We start from the raw sequence: 26,081 nt of genomic DNA on the forward strand, positions 1-26,081 counted from the left end.
TCGATTCGCTTAGATCGGCTGCCGGCTGTCCACGATCAGGGTTACAGGCCCCCAGTTGATCAGCGAGACGCCCATCATGGCGCCGAAACGGCCTGTTTCCACCGGCAACCCCATCTCACGCAAATATCCGTTAAACAAATCATATAGCCGCTCCGCATGTTCCGGCTGGGCGGCCGCCATAAAGTTCGGGCGTTTGCCTTTGCGGCAATCCCCGTATAGCGTAAACTGCGATACCGACAAAATCGCTCCTCCGATATCTTGTAGGGAAAGATTCATTTTCCCTTGATCATCCTCGAAAATCCGCAAGCCTGCAATTTTGTCGGCCAAATAGCGGGCGTCCCGCTCGGTATCGTCATGCGTTACGCCGACGAGCAGCATTAGACCTTGTCCGATATTGCCGATTGCTTTGCCGTCCACGGTTACTTGCGCCTCTTTGCAGCGCTGTACAACAACTCTCATTGATGCCAAACTCCTTGCCGTATCATGATCTTACGGAGCAAACCCGCTTATTGCATAATGCGATGGACCGAATATACGTCCTTTACCCTTTTGATTTTGTCGACGACCGATTGCAAATGATCGCTATTGCGAATTAAGATCGTCATATGAATCATCGCCATCTTATTTTTATCCGAACGGCCGGAAACGGCGGAAATATTCGTTTTGCTCTCCGATACCGCCTGCAACACTTCATTTAACATGCCGCGCCGGTCATGTCCCGTAATTTCGATATCGACGCTGTAATTCGCTTCCGCCGAATCCGTCCAATTGACTTCGATGACCCGTGCCGCCTCTTCCCCTTCTTCGCTTGTCGGAAGATTGGTGCAGTCGGCCCGATGAACGGATACGCCTCTGCCGCGCGTAATATACCCGACGATTTCATCGCCCGGAATCGGATTGCAGCAGCGGGCGAAACGGACGAGCAAATTGTCGATTCCTTTCACCGATACCCCATGCGTCGGCCGGTTCTTTTTCTCGGGCGCAGATTTCACTTCCTTCACTTCGTTCGTCAACTCGATCATGCTGGCTTCTTCCGCTTCCTTGCGCAGCTTCTCCGTCAGACGGGTGCAAATTTGCGCCGCGGTAATGCCTCCGAATCCGATCGCCGAGAGCATATCTTCCGAATCGTTAAATGTGAATTTTTTCGCTACTTCCTGCAGCTTGTCTTCCATCATCCAGGCGGAAGGTTCCAGACCGAGGCGCTTCAACTCGCGTTCAAGCAAGTCGCGGCCCTTTTCGACATTTTCTTCGCGTTTTTCTTTTTTGAACCATTGTTTGATTTTGTTGCGCGCATGAGAGGATTGTGCAATTTTAACCCAGTCCTGACTCGGACCGTACGAATGTTTGGATGTCAAAATTTCAATAATATCGCCGGTTTTCAGCTTATGGTCGAGCGGCACGATGCGTCCGTTCACCTTCGCCCCGATCGTGCGGTTGCCGACCTCCGTATGGATACGGTAAGCGAAGTCGAGCGGTACCGATCCTGCCGGCAGTTCGATGACCTCGCCTTTCGGCGTGAATACGAACACAAGATCCGAGAAGAAATCCATCTTGAGCGATTCCATAAACTCCGATGCGTCTTTCGTCTCTTGCTGCAGTTCCAATATTTCGCGGAACCAGTTCATTTTCTCGCCGAAATTGCCCGTCGGCACGACGCTGCCTTCTTTATAAGCCCAGTGGGCGGCAATCCCGTATTCGGAAGTTCGGTGCATCTCCCATGTCCGGATTTGAACTTCGGTCGGTTCGCCCGTCGGGCCGATGACCGTCGTATGGAGCGACTGGTACATATTCGCTTTCGGCATGGCGATATAATCTTTGAACCGGCCCGGCATCGGCTTCCATAACGTATGGATAATGCCGAGCGTCGCGTAACAATCTTTAATATTGTCGACGATAATTCGAATGGCGAGCAAATCGTATATTTCGTTAAATTGCTTGTTTTTCGTGCTCATTTTTTTATAAACGCTGTATATATGCTTCGGTCGGCCCGAAATATCGGCTTCGATGCCCATTTCATTCAATTTTTCGCGAATGCGCACGATCAATTGTTCAATGTATTGCTCGCGTTCCGTTCGTTTTTTTTGCACGAGATTCGCTATGCGGTAATATTGCTGAGGATTCAAATAACGGAGTGCAATGTCTTCCATTTCCCATTTAATGGCGGATATCCCGAGCCGATGCGCGATCGGGCAGAAGATTTCCAACGTTTCATATGCGATGCGGCGCTGGCTTTCTTCCGATTGGTACTTCAATGTCCGCATATTGTGCAGCCGATCCGCCAGCTTAATTACGATAACGCGGATATCCTGAGCCATCGCGACGAACATTTTACGATAATTTTCGTTCTGCTGTTCTTCTTTGGAGCGGAACTGAATCCGTTCCAGCTTCGTCAATCCGTCAACCAGCATGGCGCAAGTATCGCCGAATTTCTCCCGGATGGTATCCAAAGATACGGTAGTATCCTCAACGACATCGTGCAGCAGCGCGGCGATGATTGATGTAGCATCCATTTGCATATTCACAACAATATCCGCAACCGCAAGCGGATGCAAAATATAGGGTTCCCCCGATTTGCGCACTTGGTCGTGATGGGCCTGCTCGGCAAATTCGTAAGCCTCCCTAATGCGCTCCAGGTCCTGTGTTTTAATATACGCGGATGCTCTTTCCAGTAACTGCTCAATGCCCATGGGTTCCAATCCGATTCCTTTCCAATATGAGATAACCTCTGCGCGAGGTCCGCAAGATGTATAATCCCGTCTAGAGGTATTGCGATTTTCTATAATTATGCGTTAGATGATTGATAACGTCAACCATCCGACAAAGATAACCTAATTTTATATTGTTTTTATGTCACAAAATATGATAATTTATCAGATGGCTAATAAAAATGTCGTTGAAAATCATTTAGGGGAGGTTGCTATTTTGCAGCAACGCGAAATTCAAGTTCATGAAATACCGCCGATCGGACAAAGCGCGTTTCTAAGCTTTCAGCACTTGTTTGCGATGTTCGGCTCGACGGTGCTGGTGCCGAATTTGCTCGGCATCGATCCGGGCATCGTCCTGTTGATGAACGGGATCGGAACGCTATTCTATCTGTTATTGTGTAAAGGGAAAATTCCCGCCTATCTCGGCTCCAGCTTTGCGTTTATTTCTCCGGCGGCAATCGTCATCGCCGGCAATCCGGGAGCCAATCTATCCAGCGCGCTCGGCGGATTCATCGTCGTCGGAGTTATCTTCTGCCTTGTCGCGCTGCTGATCAAGCTCGTCGGAACCGGCTGGATCGACGTCGTATTCCCGCCGGCCGCCATGGGCGCAATCGTGGCGGTTATCGGTCTTGAATTGTTCCCGGTCGCTGCGGGCATGGCCGGCTGGATTCCTAAAGACGGAGCTGCGGATTGGTCGATGGATCCGAAAATCGTCGCCGTGTCGGTGCTTACACTGTTAATTACAGTATTATGCAACGTATTGCTCAGAGGATTTATGAAAATTATTCCCGTACTTATCGGTATCGTCTCCGGATACATCATCTCATACTTATTCGGTATCGTGAAATTCGACTCCGTCGCGGAAGCGGGCATCGTCGCCGTTCCCGCGATAACGGCCCCTACGTTCAACTGGTCGGCCATCGCGATTATCGCTCCGGCAGCGCTCGTCGTCATTGTCGAGCATATCGGCCACCTGCTGGTTACCGGAAATATTGTAGGGAAAGATTTGTCCAAAGATCCGGGGCTTCACCGCTCCTTGCTCGGAAACGGAATATCCACCGTCGTATCCGGATTTGTCGGTTCGACTCCTAATACGACTTACGGCGAAAATATGGGCGTTCTCGCGCTGACGAAAGTATATTCCGTCTTCGTTATCGGCGGCGCAGCGGTGATCGCGATCGTCATGTCGTTCTTCGGCAAATTTTCCGCGCTGATCGCCAACATACCGGAGCCGGTTATGGGCGGCGTGTCGCTCTTGCTGTTCGGCGTGATCGCCGCTTCCGGCTTGAGGGTGCTTGTCGACGGCAGAGTGGATTACGGCAAACCGACCAATCTGCTGTTAACGACGCTCGTTCTCGTTGCGGGATTAAGCACGGTGAAATTATCGCTCGGACCGATCGTATTGTCGGGTATGTCGCTCGCGACCGTCACAGGCATCGTGTTCAGCTTGCTGTTCAAAGGGATCGAGAAACTCGGCTGGTCGAACGAAAAGCAATAGCCCATAATGCAAAAGGAACTGTCCCGCAGTCATTTCGCATGACTTCGGACGGTTCCTTTTTTCGTGCGTTAAAACGTGATTAGCGTATGAATATCGATTCCGCTCAATTTCTCGCGGCCCGACAAATAACTCAGTTCGATCAGAAAAGCGGCACCTACCACTTCGCCGCCCAACTGTCTTACCAAGTCAATGGACGTGGAGATGGTTCCGCCGGTCGCCAGCAAATCGTCGGCGATGAGCACTTTTTGACCCGGCTCGATCGCATCCTTATGCATCGCCAATTTATCTTTGCCGTATTCCAGATTATAGCCCGCTTCAATCGTTTCTCCCGGCAGTTTGCCGCTTTTGCGGATCGGAACGAATCCGACGCCAAGGCTATTGGCAAGCGGCGCTCCGATGACAAAGCCCCGAGCTTCCGGTCCCGCGATCAGGTCGATTTGTTTGTCCGCAACCATCTCTTTTAGCGCTTCAATGGCAGCCCGGTACGCCTCCCCGTTTTTCAACAATGTCGTAATATCCTTGAACCGGATTCCTGGCTGCGGATAATCGGGGATGACGCGAATATACGATTTAAAATCCATTTGAATTCCTCCTAAAAGTTATATGTAGCTATGAAAGCGCTCCGCCGTCATGAATGCGGGACATAAACCATGCGGTTAACCGTTCCGTTGCCGGGTGGACGAGTTCGTTCTCGAGCTCCGCCCGTTCGACAAGCTCCTTATAAGTTGCTGCGCTGGTTAAATCCGCCTTCCGCGGCTCGGAAACAATGGAATAAGTGCCGTTCTGTTCTTGAATGAATGCCAGTTCTTCGAAAACTTGCATAATCCCGTCCAACGTACGTTCCGAAAGGCCAGTGCGCTTGCTCAACTGCTGCCAGAACCCTTTCTCGCTTCGCTCCCAGGATCGGCGGGCTCTTAATTGGATATAGACTTGTTTAAACTGCTCTCTGGATGGAGCCGATAGCCGTTCGGACACGGGAAACGGTTTGTTCCCCGCCGCTTCCTTGCCGCTGCCGTATAACACGTAGCAGCGTTCAATGCCGCGCAGCCGCCGTAACGCCGCGTCCATCGCCGCTAACGAGGATGGCAGCTCCATGATGAATAAAGAGCGCGGCCGGTCTCCGGCAAGTTGCGCGGCCAATTCGTTTGCGGGAACCGCACCGTCCTTATGGTCATAAACCCATAAAGAGCAGCCAGCCATATGCAATTGCATTTGCTGCGGCATGCGGCTCGCGTCGGCCAATAATATTGCGAAGGCGCCCTCATTCGAAACGGGCCTTCGATTCGCCTTCCGTTCGCACTCCATCAGTTCAAGCGCACGTTGGAACGGATCGGCGGATCCCCGGAAATCGTACACTTGCGGATGCGTTACGCACATATCCTGCAGCATAAGCTGCGGCTTGCGGACGCCGTTCCATTCATTGACCTGCAGTTCTCCAAGCACGTCTCCAAGCGCATTGCCCGATATAAGACTGCTTATGTCGCTGCGTCCGAAAGCGATCGCATCGAGCTTGCGCCCGCGGTCCGCCAGCGTAAGCTTCAAATGCCGCTTTTCCTTGCCCAGCAGCTTGCGTTCTTGCACGCGGACGTTCCGCAGCGCGAAGCGGGGGGAAGGATTGGCCATGCCGAACGGGGCAAGCGTTTCGATTTCTTCAATCATCTCGATCGTAATATCGGCCAATTCGAACTCCAAATCGATTTCGGCGCTCGGCATCAAATCGTCTTGCGCCAGCTTCCGTCCTGCCAGCCCGATTAGTTTCCTTTCCAATTCCTCAAGCTTGCCGGAATGGATCGTCATTCCCGCCGCGGCTTGGTGGCCGCCGAAATGCTCCATTAGATCGGCGCATTCCGTGAGCGCTTCATATAAATCGAAGCCTGGAATGGAGCGGGCCGACCCTTTGCATAAACCCGTTTCCGGATCGATGCTGAGAACGAACGTAGGCCGGTAATGTTTTTCCAATATTTTCGAAGCGACGATGCCGATGACGCCGGCATTCCATCCTTCGGCGGCCAGTACGACGACGAGCGGCGGTTCTCCGCCCTGCGATTTATGATAAAGCTGCTCCTCCGCTTCCTTCACGATCGTTTCTACCATATGCTGACGCTCTTTATTCAATTGATCCAACTCTAACGCCAGTCCGCTCGCTTCCTGTTCGTCCGCCGTAGTCAATAGATTGACGGCTATATTCGCATGTTCCAGCCGGCCGCTTGCATTGATCCGCGGCGCCATGGCAAACGCGACGTTCGTAGAAGTCACGCCGGACAATTCGATGCCCGCCACGGCGAACAGCGCGCGGATGCCGGCAATTTCCGAACGGCGCATCCGTTCGATTCCGAACCGGACGATAATCCGGTTCTCATCCGTAAGCGGCATCAAATCGGCGATCGTCCCGATTGTCGCAAGCTCCAAATATTCGGCCGGAATCCGTCCTAGCATCGCGTGGGCAAGCTTGAAGGCGACGCCGACGCCGGCCAATCCTTTGAACGGATAAGGACAGCCGGGAATTTTCGGATTGACGAGCGCGTATGCGTTCGGCAACACATCCGGCGGCTCATGGTGATCCGTGACGACGACATCGATGCCGAGCGAATTGGCGTAATCGATTTGCTCCGCCGCGCTAATGCCGGTATCGACCGTAACGATGAGACCGACGCCGCTTTGTTTCGCATCGTATACGGCGTCGTTGTTCAAGCCGTAGCCTTCCAGCGCCCGGTGAGGGATATAGTAATCGAAGTCGGCTCCCAATTGCCGCAGCAAACCGATCATGAGCGAAGTGCTCGACACGCCGTCCGCGTCATAATCGCCGTATATTCGTATTTTTTCCCGATGGGCGAGCGCGCGGCGAATGCGTTCCACCGCCTCGCGCATCCCTTGCAATAAAAATGGGTCGTGCAGCCGGTCCAAACTTCCGTGCAGAAATAGATCCGCCTGTTCGGCGTTCTCGATTCCGCGGGCGGCAAGCAACCGGGCGAGGAATACGCTAATGCCCGTCTCTTGGGCCAGCCGCTCTGCGTTGTCTGTCTCCGTCTTGGCGCAGACCCACTTCATTTGCGAATGAAGCATTGGCTTCCTCCTAACTGTCTAGCTTATTGCAGTAAAGTCGGCATATCGTCTTCATCCCATTGATGATTCGTTTTGTACGGGTATCCCGGGTCGTATGGATTCACTTGAATGAAGACGTCGGAAACATGCAAATGCCGCTGCATTAATTGATGTTTGACCCGTTTGCCGATATCATGCCCTTCCATGACGCTCAGACGCGGATTGACGCTAATTTTCACATCTATAACAACATAATGCCCAAGCTCCCGCGCCCGCAACTCGTCAACGGCAATCACTCCGCCGACGCGCTGAACCGTCTCGATGAATTCCGCAGCCTGATCGTCATGCAGCGGTTGATCCGTCGGGCCGAAAATCGTGTCCGTTATAAGGCGGTATCCCATACGTAAAATCAATAGGGTGACGATCAATCCGGCAGCCGGGTCAAGATACAATAAGAAGGCGACGTCCAGCTTATCGCCAAGCATCGCGCCGGCAGCGCCGAATAAAGCGGCCAACGACGAATAAACATCGGAGCTTCGCTCCCACGCGTTCGCGGCCGATGCCCTGTTGGACGCTTTTTTGCCCACTCTGCTTTGGTATTGAACCATCGCTGCCTTCACAATCAGCGATATGACGATGGCGCCAACCGCATAACCGGTCGGCGCTTTGTCGACTCCTTCCATCATCGCTTTGACCGAGGCAATGGCGATTTCCAAGCCTACGAGCATTAGCAGCATGGAGACGACGATAGCGCTAACGGTTTCCGCGTTGCCGCCGGCATACGGACGATCTTTGTCCGCCGGCTTGCGCGAATGTTTCAAACCAATCAATGCGGCAATCGAACACGCAACATTTGAAGCGGTATGAAATGCATCCGCTATAAGCGCCTTACTGCCCGAAAACCATCCAACAATTCCTTTCATCAAGGCCAAACCGATATTGCCGGCAATTTCGATCCAAGCGCCGTTCCCAGCCTTTGCAAAACGTTCCTCTGTCATCTAGCCACCCCTTACAACGAGCACAAAAGATCTGAAACCTACTTAAGCGAAAACAGCGGTACGGCAGCGGAGGGCCTGCCGACGGACAGGCCCTGCTGCGCTATTTTTATGTCGTTGCTTTTGCCGCTGTTTTTGCCTTGGGCTTTTGTTTGTCTTTCAACAACACCCAAAGCGGGCTCGCAATGAATATCGAGGAATAAGCTCCGCATATTAAACCGATTACCATCGCAAGCGAGAACAGACGGATTGACTCGCTGCCGAAAACGAACAAACAAACGGCTACGAAAAGCACGGTCAGCACCGTGTTGACCGACCTTGTCATCGATTGCGACACGCTTCGGTTGACGAGCTTCACCAAATCGTCTCTCCCTTTAATTTTGGCAAAACGGAGATTTTCACGAATCCGGTCGAAAATAACGACCGTATCGTTAATGGCATAACCGATAATGGTTAAGATCGCGATAATGAACGGCAAGTTGACTTCCAAGCGAAACACCGAAAAGATGCTGATGACGAAAAAAGCGACATGCAGCAGCGATACGATCGCGGCGATCGCAAACCGCCATTCGAACCGAATGCTCACATAAATAATGATGCCGACGCTTGCAAGCAAGACGGCGATCAGCGCGTTCCGCTGCAGCTCCTTGGCCATCTCCACGTCAACGGTATTCACTTCGTAGGACGCTCCCGCGTCGAACTTCGCGCTAAAGTCCTCTTTCAGTTTATGTTCCTGTTGGTCGTTCAATACTTCCGGAAATCGAATCGTTACCCTGTCGGCGCCGACGATAATCGGAGGGATTTTCTCAAACCCTTGTTCCTGCAAAAATTGTTCGACATCCGCCTGAGCCACAGGCTTGTTCACCGAAATATCCACATTGGAGCCGGCGCTGAAATCGACGCCGTAATTCAAGCCTAGCACACCGAGCATAATAGCTCCGAGCAGCGTGATGACGATGGAGAAAGTGAAACAATATTTACTTGCCTTGACAAAATTGAAGTCCCACTTAGAGCGCACTGATTTCACTCTCCTTCACACCAAAATAAGACGGTTTCTTGAACAGGTTGGCTTTCACGACCATATGGAGCAATACGCGGGACAAAAACACGTTCGTCAATATACTCGTAATGATATTCAGCATTAGAATAACCGCGAAACCTTTGACCGATCCCGTACCGATCATAAACATGACGGCGCCGGCGATCAATGTTGTTACGTTTGCATCCATGATGGCGCGGAACGAGTTTTTGGATCCCGCCTTCAACGCGGACAAGACACTTTTGCCGCTCCGCAGTTCTTCCTTAATCCGCTCGCTCGTAATAATGTTCGCGTCGACGGCCATGCCGACGCCAAGCACGAACGCCGCAATTCCCGGAAGCGTAAGCGTAAATCCGCCCCAATAAAACAGCAGCAGCATGAGCCAGGTATGCATCAACAACGTGAAAATGGCGATCGTTCCCGGCAAGCGGTAAAATATGAGCATAAACAAGACGACGGCAGCCGAACCGATCAAGCCGGCAAATACCGTTTGCTGCAGCGACATTTGTCCTAATGTAGCGCCGACGCTTTGCGTATATTTTTCCGTCAATTTGAGCGGGAGCGCGCCAAGATTAATCGTGTCGCGCAATTCGCGCGCTTCTTCGTTCGTATAGCTTCCCGATATGACCGCGTTTCCGTCCGTAAACACGCCGTTAACGACCGGGTCGGACAACAAACGGTCATCCAAGTAAATAGCCAATTGTTTGCCGATTAAGCGGCTTGAAATTTCTTCCCATTTCTTCTTGTCTTTAACTTTAATCGCGACTTCCGGATTGTGAAGCTGATCGTAAACGAGTTCTGCGCCGTTCTCTACGAATTCGTTGCCGCGCAGTTCCACTTTGCAATAGCCTTCCTCCGGCTTGCAACCGTCCGCGCTGCGGAAAGTCAATTCCGCCGGTTTCTTCATAATGTCGCGGACTTTCGCTTCATCCGTAATGCCGGCAATTTTCACCCGGATACGCTTCGTTCCTTCCGGCGTAATTTCCGGCTCTGTCGTACCGAGCGCATCCGCCCGCTTCGCCAAGCTTTTCGCCGTTTGGTGGAGCGATTCCTTCGTCACCGTTCCGCCTTGCTCCAAAGGTTCCGCCTCATACAGAATCTCGAAGCCTCCTTTTAGATCCAATCCCAATCGGATGCTTTTGACGAGTTCGGGACTTGTCCAGGCCATAACACCGATCGATACAACTACGATAAGCAAGAAAGCCAAGATCCTCTTCATACCGTCCTATGTTCCCCTTTCCATTCTCAATATTCCTATTATAGTAGCTTGCTAAAATCAAAGTCAATTCATGACGAAACTTGGGTTTTAAGGGCAAAAAAAGAACTCCTGCCTAGAAACGGGAGCCCTTGAATGCGCTTAGGGTCATATAATTCATAAAACTTGTCACTTTCAACGAAAGAATGTCGTTAACGACTTGGTGCAGAGACGGAATTCCTTTATGATATTTGTCGCTTACGCAATTCCAAATGTCTTCCCCGCTCACTTGTTCGTAACCGATCATTCGAAACTCTTCCGCTTTGCTGCGGCATAATTGCTCGATCAGTTCGTTCAATTCCTGTTCCGTATATTCGTCGTTCACGTCTTAAGACCCTCCTTTCCCGTCGTCAAAGGAAGACAGTCTTTCTAAAGGCCAATCTTAGATATAATTCGATTCCCGACCGCAAAATCCTGCATCGCTCCCGCGAATTTATTTTGTAAAATTTTGTATGACCAAAACATTTGAAGCGATTGGAACTTATTGTGCATGAGCCGCAGCTTGTCGTGCATACACATGTAGGGACAAGAACTGCTTGGCCCATACGGCCCAATACGAACCGAGGAAGAGGGAATTTCCGTTGACCAGACAATCGTTTATTAAAGGTACGATGATCCTGTTGGCCGCAGGCATAATTAACCGCCTTCTCGGTTTTATTCCCCGCATTACGCTGCCGCGCATTATCGGGGCCGAAGGCGTAGGATTGTATCAGCTTGCCTATCCGTTTCTAACTGTCATTCTAACGATTATTACGGGGGGCATTCCCCTTGCGATTGCCAAACTGGTTGCCGCGGCCGAATCGGAAGGCGACGGCAGACGGGTTAAGCGCATTTTGACGGTATCGCTCAGCTTCGTGATCGGCATCAGCCTGTTGTTTACCGTGCTATGCATCGTGATGGCGCCTTGGATTACCCGAAATATTTTAACGGATCAGCGCGTATACTACTCCTTCTTGAGCATGAGCCCGATGATTGTTCTCATCGGCGCCTCTTCCGTCCTGCGCGGTTATTTCCAAGGCAAACTCGATATGATACCGACCGCTCTTTCGCAAGTCGTCGAAACGCTTGTACGAATTGTGGCCGTACTATTGCTCGCTTACCTTATGCTGCCATACGGATTGGAATACGCCGCGGCAGGAGCGATGCTGGGGGTAGGCGCCGGGGAATTGTGCGGATTTGTCGTCTTGCTGTGGAAGTTTTTCCAAGATAAAAAACGAACGCCAAACTATGGGGAAACGGTTGAAGGGAAAATCAAAGCCGGAGCCCCCGCGAAACGGTTATTCGAACCGCTCGGCGAATTGCGCCGGATTTTTGCGGTCGCCATACCGGTCACGGCCGGAAGAATGGTCGGCTCTTTATCGTATTTGCTCGAATCGATTATGATCGCCCAAAGTTTGGCGATGGCAGGAATTGCAACTGCGGTAGCGACCGCGCAATACGGAGCGCTGCAAGGCATGATCTTTCCGATCGTGCTGCTGCCGGGGGCGCTGACGAATTCCTTGGCCGTATCGCTTATTCCTTCCTTAGCCGAAGCTTCGGCGAGGCAGGATTACCGCACGATTCATAAGCGCCTTCATCAAGCGTTGCGGCTCGCCTTGGTCGCCGGCGCCCCCTTCGCCGTCGTGATGTACGTCCTGGCCGAGCCGATATGTATGGCGCTATACCATAATGCAAGTATCGCTCCCATGCTGAAGATGATGGCTCCGATCGCGTTATTCATCTACTTGCAGGCTCCGCTTCAGGCCTCGTTGCAAGCGTTGGATCAACCGGGGAAAGCGCTGCTGAACACTTTCATCGGCGCCGCCGTCAAGCTGTTTCTGATCGTCCAATTGGCTACCGATCCCGAACTGGGCATTTACGGCGCTTTAATCGCCATTATCGTCAATATTGTGCTCGTGACCGGATTGCATGGGTTCAGCGTCGTCAAGCTGCTTCGTTTCCGCATGAAAATCGCCGATTTTGTGAAAGTGATCGCGGCGATGATCGTTATGGCGGCCATCGTGCATTTTGTTTTTTACCGCGTCGATTTGCAAGCAAATGTGTGGCTGAAATTGATGGCCGCTTGTTCTGCCGGAGTCGTCGTCTATTTGCTCATTATGGTTTGGGTCAAGCTGATCGACCGTTACGATATCGTGCGCATTCCGATTTTGGGCAAATTATTCAAATTGTAGTCGTTGGGCTTTTCATTCGCTATTGCTTTTGTTTCGAGTTTACAAACAACCGCCCTTTATGATCGATCGTGCAGAAGAAAACTTCTTTAAAATCGGAGATTCCTTTCGATTGAATCTGACTTTTCAGCCAAAACCGGTTTTTCTCAATTTTCTCCAAGTTTTCGTCCTGGACCTTCCCGTCCATGATGAGCGGGAGCGGCAAAGATTCGTATCGGATCTTTTGCCCTTCCGGGAGCGTGACTTGCTCGCCGCGGCTTGATTCGGCAGTTCCTTTCGAATGTGCGGCGTCTTTCAAGATGACCGTTAGCTTGCCCGTCGTTTCCAAGAATGCAAATTGAACATCGTTGATATCGTCTACGTTTTGCTCCCGCAGTTGGGCCATAAGATCGTCCAAACTGTATCTTTGCTTGCGCATCTCATTCCGCATCAATTGCCCGTTGTTAATAACCATGCTCGGTTTTCCGTCAAGTACGAAGCGAAGATTCCGGCTCTTGAGCGCAAGAAACGAAGTGCCGACCTGAATGACCAGCAATGTGGCCATCGGCAATATGCCTTCCCAGATCGGACGTTTCGTATCTTCAATAACGAATACGGCGGCTTCCGCGATCATGATTGAAATGACTAGATCGAATAAAGACAATTTACCGATCTCGCGTTTTCCCATTAGACGCATAATCAGTAAGACGACAAAGTAAATAAGCATGGTACGAAAAATAACGGTCAGAGCTTCCATTGAATACGAGCCTCCTCAAAGTTTCTTGTCGGAAAGCTTGAATCGTCTGATCATTCAATGGTATTCTGACCGCCGTTTCCCTGCCTCATGCATTTGGGAAGTGTTTAATTAATGGTAAATGGCCGTTACAAAATGACAAAATATACGTAAACCGTTGCCAACGCTAAAGACAGCAGCGTTAGCGGCGCGCCTATTTTCAAATATTGCATATAGCTGAAACCTTTGCCTTCCCGCTGTGCCATGCCGGCAACGATCACATTCGCCGAAGCGCCGAGGATCGTTCCGTTTCCTCCGAGACAAGCGCCCAGCGATAACGACCACCATAGCGGATTCAATTCGCTTGGGTCTGCAATTCCCATTTGGACCCCTAAATCTTGAATCATCGGAATCATCGTCGCTACGAACGGGATGTTGTCAATCGTTGCCGATGCGATGCCGGACACCCATAGGATCAGCATCGACGTCAACGTCATATCGCCGGAAGTTACATGTAAAGTAAGAGATGCAAGCGCCTGAATAACGCCGACTTCCTTCAAGCCTCCTACTAGAATAAACAAGCCGATGAAGAAAAATATCGTTACCCATTCCACGCCGCGGAAAGCTTCTTCCAGCTCACTCTCTTTCTTAACCGTAACAAGCATTAAAATAACCGCGCCGGCTATGGCGATGACCGCAGCTTCGACATGAATGACCGAATGCAATGCGAATCCGGCAACGGTGAGCAGAAGCGCAACAACGGATTTAATGACCAGCGCCTTATCCCGAATATAGCTGGCGGCTTCCAGCGACATCAACTCTTTCTTCCGTTCTTCCGGTACGCGCAGTTGCTTGCGGTATATGACGACGAGCGCCAAGATCAAGACCGCCATAATAATCACGATGATCGGCGTTAAATACTGCAAAAACGAGTTGAACGTCAAATGAGGGTTCGACGAGCCGATCATAATGTTCGGCGGATCGCCGATCAAGGTAGCCGTTCCGCCGACGTTGGAGGCAATAATCTCGGAAATCAAATAAGGCACCGGATTGATTCGCAACATTTTGGTGATCGAGAACGTGATCGGCACCATTAGCAAAACTGTGGTCACATTATCGAGAAAGGCGGATCCAATCGCCGTCAACGAAGCGAGCGCAATCAAAATTTTGACTGGATTTCCTTGCGCCATTTGGGCCGCTTTGACTGCGACATATTGAAAAATGCCGCTTCGATTCGTAATGCCGACCAATATCATCATGCCGATGAGCAAAAAAATCGTATTCCATTCGATATGTACCGTATAAGCATGATGCCATTCGACGATTCCCAGCGCGATGAGCACAATTGCGCCCAGCAGCGCAATAATAGCCCGGTTTATTTTTTCTGAGATGATGATGGCGTAACTTAGCAAAAACACGACGACTGCGGCAATGACCTGCCATGATGTTTCGGGCATCTGTTCCATTCGTTATCCTTCCCAGCCTTCTAAATTAGTGAAGAATATTATATCCAATCGATGTACTATTTTCAACGGCTTGGCCATAAACTGGTGGTAACGCAGAATAAGGGCGCATGCTTTCAACGCTAGTTTTGTCCGGAGTTTATCCGCGTGGCATCGCTCACAAAACTTAAGCTTATGCTTTCGATGCTAGTTTTGTTCGGAGTTTATCCGCGTGGCATCGCTCACAAAACTTTAAGGAGGGTTAATCCATGAATCCGATCAATCAGCGATTGCGTATTTCCAGCCCGGTATTGTCAGGTTTGCTTAACGCATTTATTTGGATGGCGCTTGGAGCCGTCGCTTTATCCGCGCTGCTTCTGCTGGGCGGAATCAGAGAAAATAATTTATCCGCATACACTTATATTATTCACGGATTCGCATTATTCGTCGGCGGATTTACGGCAGGGCGCCGCTCCATTAGAAGGGGGTGGTATGCCGGAGGTTTAATTGGAATACTATATTGTTTGATCGTATTGTTGGTCAGCTTTCTCGCATTCGATTCCGGCTTATCGTTCACTGTTTTCGTATTCTTCGTCGCGGCGTTCGGCGTCAGCGCGATCGGAGGCATTCTCGGCGTTAACACGAGAAAGTAGAATCGTTAACGTGAAAAAGGACCCGAAGTTCTTCTTCCGGTCCTCTTCCTTATGTATTTGTTTCTTAACTCGACGTTTCCGTCGTGCTCGATACTTGGCTTACGGCGCTGCGGTCGAATGTTAGCTTCGTCGCATCGTTGACAAGCAATACGACCACATCGTCCGTAATTTCGTGAATTGTGCCGTGAAGCCCTCCGATTGTCACGATTTTATCGCCTTTTTTCAAAGCGTTCAACATTGCTCCGCGCGCTTTTTGCTTCTTCTGCTGCGGACGGATCAATAAGAAATAGAAAACCGCGAACATGAGAACGAAAGGCCAAATTAATTGAATAATGTTGCCCGCGCCTCCTTGGGCCGCTTCTGCCGCTAAAAATGTCATCTGTTTTTCCCTCCCTTCATTTACTTTACGAAACGTTCCGCAAAACGTCTCATTTTTTTGAACTGATATCCATTGCAACGCGGTCAAAAACCGCTGTCGTTCCCATGCATGCCATACTTGTCGAAAAACTCGTCCCGAAAGTCGAGCAGTCTGTCTTCCCGAATGGCTTGTCTGACATCGCGCATCAATTGCAGCAGGAAGTGCAAGTTATGATACGTCGTCAGGCGGATGCCGAACGTTTCCTCGGCTTTAAGCAAGTGGCGCAAATAAGCGCGGGAATAATTGCGGCATGTATAGCAATCGCAATTCGGATCAAGCGGTCCGAAATCGCGGGCGAACTTCGCATTGCGGATTACGAGCCGTCCTTCGCTTGTCATCGTCGTTCCGTTGCGGGCGATGCGCGTCGGCAGCACGCAGTCGAACATGTCGATTCCGCGAATCGATCCCTCGATCAGCGCATCGGGCGAACCGACGCCCATTAAATAGCGCGGTTTATGGAACGGCAACAGCGGCACCGTGCACTCCAACATTTCATACATCAGATGCTTCGGTTCTCCGACGCTTAACCCACCAATAGCATACCCCGGGAAATTAAGCGAAGTCAACTCGGCGGCGCTTTGCTTGCGCAAATCTTCATACATGCCGCCCTGTACGATGCCGAACAACGCTTGATCTTGCGGACGGGCATGGCTCTTCAAACAGCGTTCCGCCCAGCGCGTCGTCCGCTCCATCGATTGCTTGACATAGGAATGTTCGGCCGGATAAGGCGCACATTCGTCAAACGCCATCATAATATCGGAACCGAGCGCATTTTGAATCTCCATCGCGACTTCGGGCGAAATAAACAGCTTATCCCCATTCAGATGGGAGCGGAAGTGAACGCCTTCTTCGGAAATTTTCCTCATCTCGCTCAAACTGAACACTTGAAACCCGCCGCTATCGGTCAATATGGCACGGTCCCAATTCATAAAGCGGTGCAAACCGCCCGCCTCTCTTACAATCTCATGCCCGGGACGCAGAAACAAATGGTATGTATTGCTCAAAATGATATGCGCGTCCATCTCTTTCAATTCTTCAGGGCTCATCGTTTTGACCGTCGCTTGCGTTCCGACGGGCATGAACGTCGGCGTGTCGATCGTGCCGTGCGGGGTATGAACCCGTCCAAGCCGCGCTCCCGATTGCTTGCATGTTTTGATATGTTCGTAGGTTACAGCTGCTGTCATGTGCTATCGCTTCCTCTTTAGTATATAAACATCGCGTCTCCGAAACTAAAGAACCGGTATTCCCGTTCGATCGCCTCTCGGTACGCTTTTAACACGTTCTCCCTGCCCGCCAACGCGCTGACCAACATCACCAAGGTCGATTTGGGGAGATGGAAATTGGTGAGCAATGCGTCCACCAACCGAAACTTGTATCCGGGATACATGAAAATGTCCGTCCAACCGCTGCATGGCTCGAACGGCTTCCCCGCAAATCGGGCAGCGACCGTTTCCAACGTTCGGCATGAGGTCGTCCCTACGGCGACCACCCGTCCTCCTCGACCTCGCGCTTCATTCAATAGGCGGGCGGTTTCTGCGGAGAGCGAATAATATTCCTCATGCATGACATGCTCCTCCACCCGCTCTGCGGTAACGGGCCGAAACGTCCCCAACCCGACGTGAAGCGTCACATAGGCGATTGTCACTTGTTTGGCGGCGATTCGTTCCAGGATCTCCTTCGTAAAATGCAAGCCGGCGGTCGGCGCGGCCGCCGAGCCTTCGTGCTTGGCGTATACCGTCTGATAACGTTCCCGGTCTTCCAACCGCTCCTTAATATAAGGAGGCAAAGGCATTTGCCCGAGCTTATCCAATATTTCGTTGAAAATGCCTTGGTACGAAAACCGGAGCACGCGCGCCCCCATTTCCCCTTCCGTTTCGATAACCGCCGAGAGCGAATCTCCGAACCGAATCGTCGAGCCTGATCTTAATTTTTTGCCGGGCTTGACGAGACACTCCCAGCGGTCGTCGGCGACTTGCTTCAACAGCAGGACTTCCGCCTTGGCGCCGGTGTCCTCTTTAACGCCGAATATGCGGGCCGGGATGACGCGCGTATCGTTTAAGACGAGCGTATCTCCGGCATGCAGCATATCGATGATGTCCGGAAAAAGATGATGTCCGATCGCGCCGCTCCGTTTATCCAAAGCAAGAAGCCTTGAATCCGTTCTGTTCGACAGCGGCGTCTGGGCGATTAACCGTTCCGGCAAATCGAAATCGTATAAGTCAACATTCATTAGTCCCAAGTCATCCCTTAATGTCTTATTAATTCCAGTATTGCATTCCTTATCGTCAACCATACGTGCTCTCTTAACGATGGGTATCTAATATAGTATAACTGCCAGACTCTTTAATATCAAATTTGCCAAAAGCATGAACGGATCAGGAGCGAGGAAACTACGGTTTCGCGATTTGAACTCCTTTATAGTAATGCTGCAATATCGATTCGTATCGGTAGCCTTGATCGGCCAAGCCTTTGGATCCCCATTGCGACATCCCCGCTCCGTGCCCGTTGCCCTGGCCTACAAAGCGATAGGAAGGAGCTTTGGTCATGACGGAGACGTCGCCGGAACCGTTCTGAACCAGAATCGAATCGTTTACTTGCTGCTTGCCGGATTCGGACAGCGCATGCACGTTTTGCTGCGCTGCGTTGCCGGACGCACCGTTCGCTCCCAGAATGGAATACGCTCCCGCCGGTTCTATATCGAACCGGGTGCTCGGCAATCCGCCAAGCGCCGACCGCAAACTATCCGGATATTTGACATCGACGATTTGCCCGTTCGCGCGAACTTCGGTCACCCGTTGCGAAGGCCCGCGTTCGGTAACCTCCAACGATACGATCGGGCCTTGAATCGGCGTCTTGGCCTGGCCTTGAATCGATTTGGAAAGTTGATCCGACGTATACGGTCCGCGTATCCAGTTCATCGTATTGGATTGAATCGTCTTCTCCAATACGATCGCTTTCACGCCTTGATTCACGTTTGCGATCGGCTCGACATCGCTTTGGATAAGCGGAAGCTGGCGAATGTTGGCGCCGTCCGTCTTGACCGTAAATACGGGCAATCCGGCTTTCGTTTTCTCTCCCGTATCCTGTACGAGATCTTCGCGAATATAGCCGACTTTCCCGTCCGGCAGCACGACGCGATACCAGTAAGGCAATCCTTGCTCGGCGGTTTCGTCCGGGCTTTGTACGCTAACCAAATAATCCGATTTGCTGTTCCATAGTTCGCCGGGGTCGGCCGTCATCCCTCCGCTATTGGACGAATATAGCGGCTCAATCAATTTCCCATTCAGCATTATAACTTCGCCGGCGGTCGCATCGACTGCCGCGATCGTGTTCGGATGTTCCTTATCCATGCCGTAATACGCTTGGCTTAACGTCGTATCCACCACGTCGGCGATTTGATATTTCGTCCCTTGGTACAAAGCGTACGTGCGCGCAGCGACAGCCTGCGCCTTCAACGCTTCCTCGGGCCAGGAAGGCGAAACTTCCATGCCGACGACGGAATATAAATATTGTTCAAGCGGAAGCTCGTTCACGAGTGCGAGCCGATTGTTCGCAAGGCTCAATTCGAATCCGCCCCGATACATGCGACCCGCCCGTTCCGTCACTTGGATGCCGGATCCCGCCGCGCTTGGTGCGATCCACAACTTGCGATCGGAAGCGCCCCCTAAGAAATAATGCCTGAACGCTTGCCCCGAACCGGATACCCCGGGCGACATATCGTCCCGCCGGATTAAATATAGCGAAGCTGGATCGGTCGGCAGAAGCGACAAGCCCGGAACGAGTTTCGTCGCTTCGTTTCCGACCGAGTCGAGCTCATGCGAGTCGGCGGCTTGTCCGAGCAGCGCGGCATATTGCACCGATCCCCCTTGATTCACTGCGATGGCCGTAAACGCATCCAAACCGGCATTTGCGATTGTCCGTACGGCGGCGTTCGCTTGTTCTTCCGTTTCATACAAGCCTGCGAGCCAATGGAGGTTGCCCGTCACAATCGGTTTCCCGCTTGGCACAATCGCGGACAGGGCCGGATCCGCGGCGAGACGGTCCCGGACTCGAACCGCCTCCTCTTTGCTTGCATAATTGCCTATGTATACTTGGTAAACTGTGCCGCTTTGCTGGCTAACGGCCATTACATAAACTTTGCCCGCGCCGTCGGCCGCCTGAAGCCGACTCGCGGCGCCGGCCGCCGCTTGGGCGTCCGTCGTTTCAAGCGCCTTCACCATAAAGGAGTCCATGCTGAAACGCACCGTTTCCCCCGCTCCCGCATTCGCAAGGGGGACGATTCCTCCGCCCAGGCGCTCGCCGATCGCCATCCCTCCGCTCGCGTTCATCGTCACGGTCGGCGCAATCGATCGATATTGATTCCCCAAATCGGCGAATAATGCCACCCGAATTTGTTTGGCCGACGCGGCCGCCTCATCCGCATAAGCGGGCTGATAGGAAGCCGTACCGAGAGATAATGACAATATAACCGCCAAAAAGACGCTTCTGCTCCATTGGCGGGACCGTTCCTTTTTCCATATGCGCATTTACGATTCCTCCTCTAGTATTTCCTCATGATCCGTGTTTTGTTTCGACAAGGACGAACTCTTGCACATATGTATACGCCTTGCTTCGGCATTATGTTTCGTCGCCCGGAACAGGGATTCCCAAATGCCGGTACGCCTGCACCGTCGCCACTCTGCCGCGCGGCGTGCGCTGCAAGAAGCCGATTTGCAGCAAGTACGGTTCGTAAACGTCTTCGATCGTTTGACTTTCTTCGCCGATCGTCGCCGCAATCGTATCCAGTCCGACCGGGCCGCCGCCGAAATTGCGGATCATTGCGTGCAGCATCTTATGATCGATATGGTCAAGGCCCATATTGTCCACTTGGATCAACTTGAGCGCTTGCCGTGCAACGTCCAGCGTAATAACGCCGTCGCCGCGCACCTGCGCGTAATCGCGCACCCGTTTCAGCAGCCGGTTGGCGATCCGCGGCGTCCCCCGGGACCGAAGAGCGATCTCTTCCGCGGCGTCGCCAATCATTTGCACGTTTAAAATTTCTGACGCGCGCGTTACGATATAGCTTAGTTCGTCGACCGTGTAAAACTCGAGCCGGCTGACGACGCCGAAGCGGTCGCGCAGCGGCGCCGAGAGCAAGCCCGCTCTCGTCGTCGCGCCGATGAGCGTGAAGGGCGGCAAGTCAAGCCGCACCGAACGGGCGCTCGGCCCTTTGCCGATCATAATATCCAGCGCGAAGTCTTCCATCGCCGGATACAGCACCTCCTCCACCGTACGGTGCAAACGGTGAATCTCGTCGATGAACAATACGTCGTTCTCCTGCAAATTGGTCAAAAGCGCCGCAAGGTCGCCCGGGCGCTCGATCGCCGGGCCCGAAGTCGTGCGCAAATTGACGCCGAGCTCGTTGGCGATAATGTTCGAGAGAGTCGTTTTGCCAAGTCCGGGCGGACCGTACAGCAGTACGTGATCAAGCGCCTCTTTGCGCATTTTGGCTGCCTCGATATATATTTTCAAGTTTTCCTTCGCCTGCGACTGGCCGATATATTCCGATAAGTAGCGGGGACGAAGGCTGAACTCCACCGCCTGGTCTTCCATCATCAAGTTCGCCGATATAATTCGATCATCCATCATGCGTTCTGGCACCTCTACCCTCTGTACAATAACTTTAACGCCCGTTTCATCAGCGCATCGGCGCTTTCGTCTCCCGGCACGTCGTTCTTCATCTCATGCCATGCGCGATCCAATTCCGCATCCGTATATCCGAGCGCCTTCAACGCCTCCTTCACTTCTCCCCAGATCGGCCCGCCTTCCCGAAGCGCCGCGGCGGACGCCGGATCGTCGACATATCCGGCCGATAAAGCCCCAAGTTCCGAACCTAATCCGATATGGTCCAACTTATCTTTTAAATCCAAAATTATGCGTTGGGCCGTCTTCTTGCCGATACCCGGCAATTTCGTTAGAAACGTCAAATTTTCCTGTTGAACGGCCGTGACGACCGTTTCCGGACGCCCTCCGGCCAAAATGCCGAGCGCAACGCGCGGCCCGATGCCCGAAACGTCGAGCAGGCGGCGGAAAAGCTTCTGTTCTTCCCTCGTTTCGAATCCGAACAGCAAAATGGCGTCTTCCCGCACATGATGATGCGTATAAACCGTTACCGTGTCGTCCGACTTGGCGAAACGATAAGGATTCGGGCAGAAAACCCGGTATCCTACGCCATGCACGTCGAGCACGATGTAATCCGTCTCCAAATGGGCCACGCGGCCTTTAAGAAAATCGATCATTAGCGCAATACCTCGTTTACTTTTTGTTGTAGCGTATACGAATGGGCATGGCATACGGCGACCGCCAAAGCGTCGGCCACGTCGTCAGGCTTCGGCACCGCCTGCAGCCGCAAAAACATTTTGACCATTTCCTGCACTTGCCTCTTCTCCGCTTTTCCGTAACCGACGACGGCTTGCTTCACCTGTAGCGGCGTATATTCCGCTACGGAAAGTCCACGCTGCACGGCGGCGAGAATCATAACTCCCCTTGCCTGTCCGACCGTGAAAGCGGTCGTGACGTTTCGATTGAAAAACAATTTCTCCATCGCAACGGTATCCGGTTTATATTTGTCGATGAGTTGCAGCGTCGCCTCATATACTTGCAAAAGCCTCTCTTCGAGCGGCGTATGAGCTTCGGTCTGTATCGAACCGTATTGCACGGGCGTTAGTTTGCTCCCCGCTTTATCGATAAATCCGAATCCGACAATCGCGATCCCCGGATCGATTCCTAATATTCGCAAAAAAACATCTCCCTCTCCAAGCCGAACATATGTATCCACTACATTATAACAAAAGATCGGGAGGAAGAGAACGAGTAGCGCATCATTTCCTGTTTGCCTGTTTTCGGGCACGCAAAAAAGGAAGGGCCCTCGCACCCTTCCCGCATCCATTACGGATTAACGAATCGACTCCGATTCGCTTTTATATTTCATCACATGTTCCGTATCGTCAACCGCGTAATCGCTAAATGTCGAAATGACGCTGTTATATTCATCGAAATCGCTCACGCGGATTCCTTCCCGCAATTCCTGAATAATATGGTCGGGCAGCGAGCTTTCCATCGACTCGATGTCGAGTTGAAAAAAAGTACGAAGCACTTTCTCCCGATCCGGCGGGCCGTCGAACAAAGACAAATTTCCGGCTTTGTCCAAGCTGATATAACCGTTTTGCTTGCAGTCGTCCGACAAATCTTCAATATGCTCCACGAGCCAAACGGCGCCTTCCATATCCGTATGCCCGCTCCATTCCGGATGCTGCTGCAATAATCGGATAATTTCATCGGCTTGCATAAGGCCTAACGAGGTCGTTTCTTGGCCGCAGACGTATTCTTTGCGCAAATAAACCTCACGCTCCTGCGGATCTTTGCTAAGCGCTTCAATCACGCCGGCCGTCGGCTTGCTGTCCGCCGTCACGAGCCGAATCGCGACGAATAGAACGACAATGAGCAGGATTCCGAGCGACCATACGGGACGTTTCACACGCCGCAGTCTTTTTTTGATCCGTTTTCGAATATTGAAGAACACCGCTATCCCCTTCTATCCTGAGTTTACCCTAGTTTACCCATCGGAAGCAGGATTTATACGGATTGGCATAGGAAAAAGCCCCGAATTTCGCACTTCGAGGCATGAAAGGAATAATCTTGCATTATCCGTTGATCCAAGGCAAATTGCGCGTTTTTTTCGATTTGTTCTGGCGGCTCGCTCCTGGCGATCCCGTCCGTTTGGCGGATGACGTACGTGCTTTTGCTTTGGACGGCTGACGGGACTCCGGCGATTTGGCCTTCTCCGTCGTCTGAACGGCAGCCGCTTCGACGCTCCCTTCCGCGGGGGCTTGCTCCGTCTCGCGGGTATGGCATCCGCAATCGCAAGGCTTCTTATGCGGCATGCCGTACGGAACCATGCCGTAAGCTCCAAGCGGCATCGGCGGCACGAACGAAGGCTGCATTTCATGGCCGTACGGCATCATATAGGGACTTGCGTACGGATAAGAATGAACGTAAGCCTCTTGTTCGCCCCCTAGCGTCCCTGCGCCATAAGGCTCCGCCATTTCATGATGATGGTGGTGATGCCCGTCTGGCGTCGGCATCCAATACTGATGCGTATACGCTTCCTTGCCTGCGTCCGGCGGACAGGGCGGCGCATACGGCGTTCCGAACTGATAGGTTTGCGGCTCGTAGAACGCCGGCATTTGATAGCCGGGAGAGCAAGATTCATATGCGGAGTATGGAATTTCCGGAGGCGCGGCTTCCATCATCGGGTACTGATACAATCCCGGATATTCCGTCATCTCATGTGTAAATGCTTCCGTGGCCGGCACATGGAACTGGGCAAATAAATCTTCCGACATCTCCATCTCCATTTCCATCGGTTCATAATACGTCGATTCCGGCATGACCGGCGCTGCGGGAACCGCGGGCTGCATCGGAACCGCCGGTACCGCTTGCGTAGGCTCCGCCGGTTTCGGTCCGGTCGGCTTCTTCCAACCCGACTTATCGTCGTCCGGCATGACGACATGACCTACCTTAGGTATGTTTACAACTTCCCCTACCAATAGTGCGTTCGGATTTTTAAGCTGCGGGTTGGCCTTGATCATATCCTGAAGCGGAACTCCCCATGCCTTGGACAGCTTCCACAACGTATCGCCTTGACTCACCGTATGTTTATGCATCGTTTCGTAATCAGGCAAGACCGGTTTCGCTACCGTCGGAATTTTGACCTTCATTCCGACGTTCAACTGATCCGGATTCGCAATATCCGGATTCGCTTCAATAATCTTTTCAAGAGACACGTTATACTTTTTTGACAATTCGTAGAGCGTATCTCCCTTTTTGACGATATGAATTTTCACGCGTCAGAACCTCCTACATTTTTTCTGTGCAAAAATAAAGGTACGTGCTTTATGTTCTGTGCAGGCATGATAAATGCCCGGAACCAATTAATACATACTATGCAGGAGGTGGGCTTTTGACATCCCCGAGTACAAAAAAATTCCTCCCAACCTTGCGAATGGTTGAGAGGAATCCATTATGGATCATATTATTCGAACACTTTGACGCCGTCCTGATCTACGATTTTGCGGAACTCTTCTAGAAGATGCAGCGTGACCGGTCCGGCTTGCCCTCCACCGATGATCCGGCCGTCCACTTCGCGCACCGCGATCACTTCGGCGGCCGTGCCGGTAAAGAATACTTCGTCGGCGACGTATACGTCATGAAGCGTGAACGGTTCTTCTTTCAACGCGTAGCCTAATTTGGCGCATAATTCAATTATCGCAAGCCGGGTGATGCCTTCCAACGCTCCGATATAGCAAGGCGGCGTATATACGGCCCCTTTTTTGACGATGAAAATATTGTCGCTCGACCCTTCCGCGACGTACCCTTGCGCGTTCAGCATAATCGCTTCGCCGACATCGGCCAAATTCGCCTGAATTTTCACCAGGATATTGTTCAAATAGTTGAGCGACTTGATCTTCGGGTTCAAGGCGTCGGGAATATTGCGTCGCTGTGAGACGGAAACCGTTCTCAAGCCGTTCTTGTACGCTTCCTCCGAGTAAATGGCGAGCTGCTCCACAATAATGAGAACGGTCGCTTTCGGGCAGCGGCGCGGATCGAGTCCGAGATTGCCCGCTCCGCGCGAAACGACGAGACGAATATAACCGTCGCGCATATCGTTCTTGCGTATCGTTTCCACAAGCGCTGCTTCCATCTCTTCATACGTTAACGGAATTTCCAACATAATCGATTTGGCGGAATCGTATAACCGGTCTAAATGTTCTTTGCATTTGAAAATATTGCCGTTATAAATCCGAATCCCTTCGAAAATACCGTCGCCGTACAAAAAACCGTGGTCGTACACCGATACTGTGGCCTCTTCTTTTGTTACAAATTGTCCGTTTAAGTAGATCCATTGTGACATATGATTGACACCTCCATATTATTTAATAAGCTTCTCGGAATTCACATTCCGTTGCAGACTCTAGCTTCCTAGCTAGGGTCTTCTATTGTTTCACCCCCAAACATGGGGTGCGAACAAACATTCCTCTTGACTTTTCAAAATCACCCCAATAATCGCCGAGAAGGCTTTTTTTATTTCTAATGAATTGGGTGATTTTCATGAA

At 51.8% G+C, this 26,081-nt stretch carries 23 protein-coding genes; 3 read left to right on the plus strand and 20 right to left on the minus strand.

All coding sequences use genetic code 11. The annotated features are described in order from the left end of the window. Positions 1-9: 9 nt before the first annotated feature. On the minus strand, positions 10-459 hold the full coding sequence (gene dtd, locus KQI79_RS11455; RefSeq protein ID WP_216538366.1) for a D-aminoacyl-tRNA deacylase: 450 nt from the start codon (positions 457-459) through the stop codon (positions 10-12). A 47-nt stretch (positions 460-506) separates the two neighbouring features. Next, the gene (locus KQI79_RS11460; RefSeq protein WP_216538367.1) at positions 507-2,687 is read right to left on the minus strand and encodes a RelA/SpoT family protein; all 2,181 of its coding nucleotides are present in this window, start codon (positions 2,685-2,687) and stop codon (positions 507-509) included. A gap of 235 nt (positions 2,688-2,922) precedes the next feature. Here KQI79_RS11460 and uraA point away from each other — a divergent pair, with 235 nt between their 5' ends. Continuing rightward, the gene (uraA, locus tag KQI79_RS11465; RefSeq protein ID WP_253298092.1) at positions 2,923-4,203 is read left to right on the plus strand and encodes a uracil permease; all 1,281 of its coding nucleotides are present in this window, start codon (positions 2,923-2,925) and stop codon (positions 4,201-4,203) included. Between the two features lie 68 nt (positions 4,204-4,271). On the opposite strand, the gene KQI79_RS11470 is transcribed toward uraA, so the two are convergent. From KQI79_RS11470 to KQI79_RS11495, 6 genes are all read right to left on the minus strand, one after another. Beyond that, on the minus strand, positions 4,272-4,784 hold the full coding sequence (locus tag KQI79_RS11470; RefSeq protein ID WP_216538369.1) for an adenine phosphoribosyltransferase: 513 nt from the start codon (positions 4,782-4,784) through the stop codon (positions 4,272-4,274). Positions 4,785-4,812: 28 nt separating this feature from the next. Further along, the gene (recJ, locus tag KQI79_RS11475; protein WP_216538370.1) at positions 4,813-7,266 is read right to left on the minus strand and encodes a single-stranded-DNA-specific exonuclease RecJ; all 2,454 of its coding nucleotides are present in this window, start codon (positions 7,264-7,266) and stop codon (positions 4,813-4,815) included. 23 nt (positions 7,267-7,289) lie between these two features. Continuing rightward, positions 7,290-8,243, minus strand: a complete 954-nt coding sequence (locus tag KQI79_RS11480) for a cation diffusion facilitator family transporter (protein WP_216538371.1) — start codon at positions 8,241-8,243, stop codon at positions 7,290-7,292. Positions 8,244-8,349: 106 nt separating this feature from the next. Next, positions 8,350-9,258, minus strand: coding sequence for a protein translocase subunit SecF (gene secF, locus KQI79_RS11485; RefSeq protein WP_216538372.1), 909 nt, complete (start codon positions 9,256-9,258; stop codon positions 8,350-8,352). Beyond that, a complete protein-coding gene (gene secD / locus KQI79_RS11490; protein ID WP_216538373.1) occupies positions 9,248-10,498 on the minus strand; it encodes a protein translocase subunit SecD in 1,251 nt (416 codons plus the stop codon). The genes secF and secD overlap by 11 nt, the downstream gene beginning before the upstream one ends. Positions 10,499-10,610: 112 nt before the next feature. Further along, entirely contained in the window at positions 10,611-10,859 is a 249-nt protein-coding gene (locus KQI79_RS11495; RefSeq protein ID WP_216538374.1) for a post-transcriptional regulator, read from the minus strand. Positions 10,860-11,115: 256 nt separating this feature from the next. Between KQI79_RS11495 and spoVB the strand changes: the two genes are divergently transcribed. Beyond that, on the plus strand, positions 11,116-12,705 hold the full coding sequence (spoVB, locus tag KQI79_RS11500) for a stage V sporulation protein B (RefSeq protein ID WP_216538375.1): 1,590 nt from the start codon (positions 11,116-11,118) through the stop codon (positions 12,703-12,705). A 19-nt stretch (positions 12,706-12,724) separates the two neighbouring features. Here spoVB and KQI79_RS11505 read toward each other — a convergent pair whose 3' ends face one another. Further along, positions 12,725-13,438: a DUF421 domain-containing protein gene (locus tag KQI79_RS11505; RefSeq protein ID WP_216538376.1), complete on the minus strand. Its 714-nt coding sequence runs from the start codon at positions 13,436-13,438 to the stop codon at positions 12,725-12,727. A 125-nt stretch (positions 13,439-13,563) separates the two neighbouring features. After that, positions 13,564-14,880 (minus strand): ArsB/NhaD family transporter, encoded by a 1,317-nt coding sequence (locus KQI79_RS11510; RefSeq protein ID WP_216538377.1) that lies wholly within the window; start codon positions 14,878-14,880, stop codon positions 13,564-13,566. A gap of 245 nt (positions 14,881-15,125) precedes the next feature. On the opposite strand from KQI79_RS11510, the gene KQI79_RS11515 reads away from it, so the two are divergent. Next, complete coding sequence (locus KQI79_RS11515; RefSeq protein WP_216538378.1) at positions 15,126-15,509, plus strand: TIGR04086 family membrane protein; 384 nt, start codon at positions 15,126-15,128, stop codon at positions 15,507-15,509. A 64-nt stretch (positions 15,510-15,573) separates the two neighbouring features. Here the strand turns inward: KQI79_RS11515 and yajC are convergent, their stop codons facing one another. The 10 genes from yajC to ilvE form a co-directional block, all read right to left on the minus strand. Then, positions 15,574-15,888: a preprotein translocase subunit YajC gene (gene yajC, locus KQI79_RS11520; protein WP_216538379.1), complete on the minus strand. Its 315-nt coding sequence runs from the start codon at positions 15,886-15,888 to the stop codon at positions 15,574-15,576. Between the two features lie 83 nt (positions 15,889-15,971). Next, a complete protein-coding gene (gene tgt / locus KQI79_RS11525; RefSeq protein ID WP_216538380.1) occupies positions 15,972-17,111 on the minus strand; it encodes a tRNA guanosine(34) transglycosylase Tgt in 1,140 nt (379 codons plus the stop codon). 17 nt (positions 17,112-17,128) lie between these two features. Beyond that, positions 17,129-18,157 (minus strand): tRNA preQ1(34) S-adenosylmethionine ribosyltransferase-isomerase QueA, encoded by a 1,029-nt coding sequence (gene queA, locus KQI79_RS11530; RefSeq protein WP_216538381.1) that lies wholly within the window; start codon positions 18,155-18,157, stop codon positions 17,129-17,131. Positions 18,158-18,317: 160 nt separating this feature from the next. Beyond that, positions 18,318-20,453 carry a SpoIID/LytB domain-containing protein gene (locus tag KQI79_RS11535; protein ID WP_216538382.1) on the minus strand — a complete coding sequence of 712 codons (2,136 nt, stop codon included), beginning with the start codon at positions 20,451-20,453 and terminating at the stop codon, positions 18,318-18,320. A gap of 91 nt (positions 20,454-20,544) precedes the next feature. Continuing rightward, positions 20,545-21,552: a Holliday junction branch migration DNA helicase RuvB gene (ruvB, locus tag KQI79_RS11540; protein ID WP_216538393.1), complete on the minus strand. Its 1,008-nt coding sequence runs from the start codon at positions 21,550-21,552 to the stop codon at positions 20,545-20,547. A gap of 17 nt (positions 21,553-21,569) precedes the next feature. Next, the gene (gene ruvA / locus KQI79_RS11545; protein WP_216538383.1) at positions 21,570-22,205 is read right to left on the minus strand and encodes a Holliday junction branch migration protein RuvA; all 636 of its coding nucleotides are present in this window, start codon (positions 22,203-22,205) and stop codon (positions 21,570-21,572) included. After that, positions 22,205-22,705 (minus strand): crossover junction endodeoxyribonuclease RuvC, encoded by a 501-nt coding sequence (ruvC, locus tag KQI79_RS11550; RefSeq protein ID WP_216538384.1) that lies wholly within the window; start codon positions 22,703-22,705, stop codon positions 22,205-22,207. The genes ruvA and ruvC overlap by 1 nt, the downstream gene beginning before the upstream one ends. Positions 22,706-22,861: 156 nt before the next feature. After that, a complete protein-coding gene (locus KQI79_RS11555; protein ID WP_367398168.1) occupies positions 22,862-23,488 on the minus strand; it encodes a BofC C-terminal domain-containing protein in 627 nt (208 codons plus the stop codon). A 121-nt stretch (positions 23,489-23,609) separates the two neighbouring features. Further along, positions 23,610-24,812: a LysM peptidoglycan-binding domain-containing protein gene (locus tag KQI79_RS28230; protein ID WP_216538385.1), complete on the minus strand. Its 1,203-nt coding sequence runs from the start codon at positions 24,810-24,812 to the stop codon at positions 23,610-23,612. A 188-nt stretch (positions 24,813-25,000) separates the two neighbouring features. Continuing rightward, the gene (gene ilvE / locus KQI79_RS11565) at positions 25,001-25,879 is read right to left on the minus strand and encodes a branched-chain-amino-acid transaminase (RefSeq protein WP_216538386.1); all 879 of its coding nucleotides are present in this window, start codon (positions 25,877-25,879) and stop codon (positions 25,001-25,003) included. Positions 25,880-26,081 lie beyond the last annotated feature (202 nt).

This window comes from Paenibacillus sp. MSJ-34 (assembly GCF_018918005.1).
Taxonomy (GTDB): Bacteria; Bacillota; Bacilli; order Paenibacillales; family Paenibacillaceae; genus MSJ-34.

What these genes read in the sequence shown, in the direction of transcription:
- KQI79_RS11480 (WP_216538371.1), bottom strand. Translation starts at nt 8,243, where the DNA reads ATGACAGAGGAACGTTTTGCAAAGGCTGGGAACGGCGCTTGGATCGAA.
- recJ (WP_216538370.1), bottom strand. Translation starts at nt 7,266, where the DNA reads ATGCTTCATTCGCAAATGAAGTGGGTCTGCGCCAAGACGGAGACAGAC.
- dtd (WP_216538366.1), bottom strand. Translation starts at nt 459, where the DNA reads ATGAGAGTTGTTGTACAGCGCTGCAAAGAGGCGCAAGTAACCGTGGAC.
- ilvE (WP_216538386.1), bottom strand. Translation starts at nt 25,879, where the DNA reads ATGTCACAATGGATCTACTTAAACGGACAATTTGTAACAAAAGAAGAG.
- KQI79_RS11510 (WP_216538377.1), bottom strand. Translation starts at nt 14,880, where the DNA reads ATGGAACAGATGCCCGAAACATCATGGCAGGTCATTGCCGCAGTCGTC.
- tgt (WP_216538380.1), bottom strand. Translation starts at nt 17,111, where the DNA reads ATGACAGCAGCTGTAACCTACGAACATATCAAAACATGCAAGCAATCG.
- ruvA (WP_216538383.1), bottom strand. Translation starts at nt 22,205, where the DNA reads ATGATCGATTTTCTTAAAGGCCGCGTGGCCCATTTGGAGACGGATTAC.
- KQI79_RS11515 (WP_216538378.1), top strand. Translation starts at nt 15,126, where the DNA reads ATGAATCCGATCAATCAGCGATTGCGTATTTCCAGCCCGGTATTGTCA.
- KQI79_RS11470 (WP_216538369.1), bottom strand. Translation starts at nt 4,784, where the DNA reads ATGGATTTTAAATCGTATATTCGCGTCATCCCCGATTATCCGCAGCCA.
- ruvB (WP_216538393.1), bottom strand. Translation starts at nt 21,552, where the DNA reads ATGGATGATCGAATTATATCGGCGAACTTGATGATGGAAGACCAGGCG.
- KQI79_RS11535 (WP_216538382.1), bottom strand. Translation starts at nt 20,453, where the DNA reads ATGCGCATATGGAAAAAGGAACGGTCCCGCCAATGGAGCAGAAGCGTC.
- secD (WP_216538373.1), bottom strand. Translation starts at nt 10,498, where the DNA reads ATGAAGAGGATCTTGGCTTTCTTGCTTATCGTAGTTGTATCGATCGGT.
- queA (WP_216538381.1), bottom strand. Translation starts at nt 18,157, where the DNA reads ATGAATGTTGACTTATACGATTTCGATTTGCCGGAACGGTTAATCGCC.
- yajC (WP_216538379.1), bottom strand. Translation starts at nt 15,888, where the DNA reads ATGACATTTTTAGCGGCAGAAGCGGCCCAAGGAGGCGCGGGCAACATT.
- KQI79_RS11460 (WP_216538367.1), bottom strand. Translation starts at nt 2,687, where the DNA reads ATGGGCATTGAGCAGTTACTGGAAAGAGCATCCGCGTATATTAAAACA.
- KQI79_RS11505 (WP_216538376.1), bottom strand. Translation starts at nt 13,438, where the DNA reads ATGGAAGCTCTGACCGTTATTTTTCGTACCATGCTTATTTACTTTGTC.